Source organism: Microbacterium sp. (assembly GCF_047971895.1).
In the GTDB taxonomy this organism is placed as follows: domain Bacteria; phylum Actinomycetota; class Actinomycetes; order Actinomycetales; family Microbacteriaceae; genus Microbacterium.
Genome location: NZ_JBKEAF010000047.1, coordinates 1 through 3,737 on the forward strand (window position 1 = coordinate 1; position 3,737 = coordinate 3,737).

Annotated in this window: 3 protein-coding genes and 1 tRNA gene; 3 read left to right on the forward strand and 1 reads right to left on the reverse strand. The window is 68.3% G+C overall.

All coding sequences use genetic code 11. The features are described 5' to 3' along the window. Window positions 1-677: hypothetical protein (locus ACK5IN_RS04250; RefSeq protein WP_416894971.1), on the forward strand; the 677-nt coding region annotated here is incomplete at its 5' end. 508 nt (window positions 678-1,185) lie between these two features. Here the strand turns inward: ACK5IN_RS04250 and ACK5IN_RS04255 are convergent. After that, window positions 1,186-1,258, reverse strand: a tRNA-Val gene (locus ACK5IN_RS04255). A gap of 42 nt (window positions 1,259-1,300) precedes the next feature. Between ACK5IN_RS04255 and ACK5IN_RS04260 the strand changes: the two genes are divergently transcribed. Together ACK5IN_RS04260 and ACK5IN_RS04265 are read left to right on the forward strand one after the other, a co-directional pair. Continuing rightward, window positions 1,301-2,032, forward strand: coding sequence for a zinc ribbon domain-containing protein (locus ACK5IN_RS04260; RefSeq protein WP_416894972.1), 732 nt, complete (start codon window positions 1,301-1,303; stop codon window positions 2,030-2,032). Beyond that, window positions 1,990-3,737: bifunctional 3'-5' exonuclease/DNA polymerase (locus tag ACK5IN_RS04265; protein WP_416894973.1), on the forward strand; the 1,748-nt coding region annotated here is incomplete at its 3' end. The genes ACK5IN_RS04260 and ACK5IN_RS04265, both read left to right, overlap by 43 nt.

A 3,737-nucleotide genomic window follows, 5' to 3' on the forward strand; every position in this document is an offset into this window, starting at 1 on the left:
CGCAGGGCCGGATCGTTACCTATTTCGCAGTGGAAGCGACGAATGCTGACGGTCCCATCGTGAACATGATCGAGGACGTCGAGGGGTCGGAGACGACGATCACCCCGGTCGGCGACCCGAGCATCGACATCGAGAAATGGAGCGATGAGGGCGCAGAGCCCGAGTACAACGAGTCCGGAGCGCTCACGAATGACGGCTACAACGGAGACTTCGACAAGGCTCCGGGTAAGGAACTGACCGCAGGCAAGGATCAGCGGCTCAACTTCACCGTCTCAAACGACGGCGAAGAGCCACTCACCGATCTGGTGGTCACCGACAGGTTCGCCGGCGGCAAGGGACACATCAAAGATCTGGTGTGCACCTTCACCGACGGTTCTACCGGCACCACCTGGGCGGGGCCATTCGCGGTCGGCAAGCAATTCGAATGCACCGGCACCCTGCCGGGTCTCGGTGCCGGTGAGACGCACGCCAACACCGCTGAGGTGACCGGCGTCGGGCTCTACTCTGGCCTGAGCGTGAATGACGCAGACGACTGGCACGGCACCGTACCCAAGGAGGGCACCCTTCCGAACCTCGGCGGTGGTGCTGCAACGTTCGCGATCATCGGGGCGCTTCTCTTGCTACTGACAGGTGGCGGAGTGTTGCTGTACAGCCGACGCCGTACAGCAGACGCCTAGTATCGACTAGCGGCGGTGATGATGCCTCAAAAGCTGGGGCATCATCACCGCCTTGCGCATGCGGAGTGTCACTCCGGCCGTCGTCAAGAACCTACGACTGAAGTACCGCAATCCCCCGGACGGAGGCGGCACCCGCAGATGCCGGAGGTTCCCCCGACCATTCCGTCGGAATCATGCGGCAGAACGACGATCCCGTGATCTTGTGAACGAGAGAGGGAGCGGCTCAGTTCACGTCCAGGTGCGTCAGAGGCTTCACGTTCCACATGAGGGTGGCTTCTTCGTGCTCGCTGCTGGTCATCGTTAAGTTCTCTCTTCCCCCCACCTGGCCACGAGTGCAGTTCGCTCGTCGGCGCTCGCCGCACCGGTCTCTTCCATCAGCAGCCGCTGCGCTGTAGCGGCTGCCTCCGGGCCTTGGCTCAGGGTGTCGGGCTTCACTGTGAGGTCGCCGCGCTCAGCGCAAGCCGACAACTCGTCATAGTCAGTGCCCATAGTGCCACTCTCCTACGGGTGGGCCCTGCCGGGATCGAACCGACGACCTACTGGGTGTAAACCAGTTGCTCTACCAGCTGAGCTAAAGGCCCCGAACGCTCTCATTCTATGAGCGCGCGGGGTAGGTTGGTGACGTGAACGCCAGCCCCGCCGATCAGCTGAGACTGCTTGACATCGCCGATCTCGACGCGCGCCTGCGGCAGGCCGACAACGCACGGAAGAACCCGGCGCAGGCCGCGCGCGTGCAGGAACTGCTCGCACAGCGTCAGGAGCAGTCGCAAGAATTGGCGATGCGGCTGGGCGCCCGCGACGACGTCCAGATCGAGCTCGCACGCGTGGAATCCGACGTGGCGATGGTCGATGCGCGTGCGGAACGCGATGCGCAGCGACTGCAGACGGTTACCAATCCGAAGGATGCGCAGGGCCTGGAGCACGAGATCGCCTCACTGGCCAAGCGCAAGTCGGACCTCGAGGACGCGCAGCTCACGCTCATGGAGAAGCTCGAACAGGCCGAGGCCGAGGTGGCGGCGCAGGAAGCGCTCGTCGCCGTCACGAACGAGGAGGGCGCCCGGCTGAGCGCGGAGGGGAAGGCAGCGGTCGCCGATGCCACCGCACGATTCGAGGCCGCCACGCGCGACCGCGCCGCGATCTCTGCAGAGCTGCCCGCAGACCTGCTGACGATGTACGACGCCGTCGCCGCACGCGGCGTGGGTGCCGCGCTGCTGCGACGTCAGACCTGCGAGGGATGTCGCATGGTGCTCTCCGGCACAGATCTGCAGGCGATCCGTCAGACAGCCGACGACGTCGTGGTCACCTGCCCCGAGTGCGGGGGCATCCTGGTGCGCACGGAGGAATCGGGCCTCTGACAGCGCCGACCTGGATCGCTCTCGCGCACACAGGCGACGCCGTCACCGCGGTCGCACTGGACTCGGCCGCCGCCGAACTGTGGCAGACGACGGTGCCGCAGCCGACGGCCGCATGGGTGGCCGATCAGGAGAAGGAGGCTGCTCCGCGCTGGATCTGGAACGACACGGCGCGGTGGTATCCCGGCTTTCTCGCCGCGGGCGTTCGGCTCGCCAGGTGCCATGACCTGCGGCTCTGTCATGCGATCCTGCGCACGAGCGCGTTCGTGATGGATGCCACGGCTCTGCGCGCGGCGACCGCCTGGGCGGCGACCCCGTCGATGGACGACGGTGCCCCCGCGCTGTTCGCGCTCGACACGCACGGTCTTGGTGCACTGCCGGACGACGTGAAGGAGGTGCTGGCGGAGTTCACGCGGCAGCGCCGCGCGATCGATGACGCCCGCGCACCGGGCTCGCTGCGCACGCTCGTGGCGGTGGAGAGCGCCGGCGCCCTCGTCGCCGCCGAACTGCGGGCCGCCGGCCTGCCCTGGAACGAAGCGGCGCACGACACGATCCTCACCGAGGTGCTGGGTGCACGGCCCGCACAGGGCGGGCCTCCCGCCAAAGTACAGGCCACAGCCGACCGCACCCGCATCGCACTGAACGACCCGTCGGTGTCCCTGGACTCCCCGCCGAAGCTCCTGCGTGCACTGCATCGTGCCGGGGTCTTCGTCGAGTCGACCAGTCAGTGGGAGCTGGCCGAGCACCAGCATCCAGCCATCGCGCCCCTGCTGGAGTACAAGAAGCTGTCACGGCTGCTCAGCGCCAACGGCTGGACCTGGCTGGCCGAGTGGGTGCGCGACGGGCGGTTCCGCCCCGTCTACGTGCCGGCAGGTGTCGTGACGGGGCGATGGGCCTCGTCGGGCGGAGGCGCCCTGCAGCTGCCGCGTCTGCTGCGCGCCGCGGTACGCGCCGACCCTGGGTGGACCCTCATCGTCGCCGATGTGGCGCAGCTCGAACCGCGCGTTCTCGCAGCCATCGCCCACGACGAGGCCCTCGCCGCCGCCGCGCAGGGGCGAGATCTCTACGCCGGGGTCGTCGACGCCGGTATCGTCGCGACCCGGAACGAAGCGAAGCTGGCACTGCTGGGGGCGATGTACGGGGCGACCACCGGCGACAGCGCGCGCTTGCTGCCCCGACTGCGCCGTGCCTACCGACGAGCCATGGGCCTGGTCGACGACGCGGCCGCGACCGGGGAGCGAGGCGGAGCCGTGCACACGTGGCTCGGGCGCACCTCGCCCGAGCCCTCGACGCACTGGCTCGATCTGCAGCACAGGGCGGCCCTGCCCGAGGCCCGCGCCGCGGACGAAGCACGCGCACAGCGCGCCGCGCGGGACCGAGGCCGGTTCACCCGCAACTTCGTGGTGCAGGGCACGGCCGCCGAATGGGCGCTCGCCTGGCTTGCCGAGCTGCGAATGCGTCTGGCGGCGCTGCCTGCGGCACCCCAACGGGCCGTGGCATCCGGCCCCTCCTTCGCGGACCGTGCGCATCTCGCGTTCTTCCTGCACGACGAGATCATCGTGCACACTCCGATCGCCCACGCTGAGGCTGCTGCCTCCGCCGTCCTCGATGCGGCGGCCGCGGCCGGCCGAGGTCTGTTCGGTGACTTCCCGGTCGACTTCCGTCTCGATCTGCGCATCAGCGAGGATGCCGCGAAGTCCGCAGGATA